The organism is Vibrio sp. OPT46, assembly GCF_015163535.1.
Classification (GTDB): Bacteria; Pseudomonadota; Gammaproteobacteria; order Enterobacterales; family Vibrionaceae; genus Vibrio; species Vibrio alginolyticus.
The window spans coordinates 1-365 of record NZ_JADDYG010000462.1 but is presented as its reverse complement, the minus strand read 5'-3'; the positions used below and the strand labels follow the sequence as shown (position 1 = coordinate 365).

Sequence of the window (365 nt, the reverse complement as noted above, 5' to 3'; positions counted from 1 at the left end):
TCATAGCCATAAGTCAGTTTGAAGCTTCGGTGAGAACGCAGCAGTTTTTCGATCTCGTTAGAATCAATGGTTTCGATGATGCTGTTCAACATGTGTTGCAGTTGTGTATTGTGGTTTGCAACCGCAAATGCATTAGAGAACGTCAAAACGTCCTCCGCATTGATCACCAAGCCATTGACTTGATCTTGTGCAATCATGTTGTGAACGATGTCGTCAGGAATGTAAGCCACATCCAAAACGCCCGATTTCAAATCGGTAAGCAGCTTCTTCAAATCATCATAATGATCAACTTGGCCTTGCTGCCAAGTGCCCAAATGAACTAACCCTTGCTTTTTCAAAGTGAGCAGAATACCCGCTTCTTTCAG

The 365-nt window shown here is 43.3% G+C and carries 1 protein-coding gene; it reads right to left on the bottom strand.

Translation table 11 applies throughout. The features are described 5' to 3' along the window. The coding region (locus IQR33_RS19870) for a transporter substrate-binding domain-containing protein (protein ID WP_193843971.1) at window positions 1-365 on the bottom strand (365 nt) is incomplete at both ends.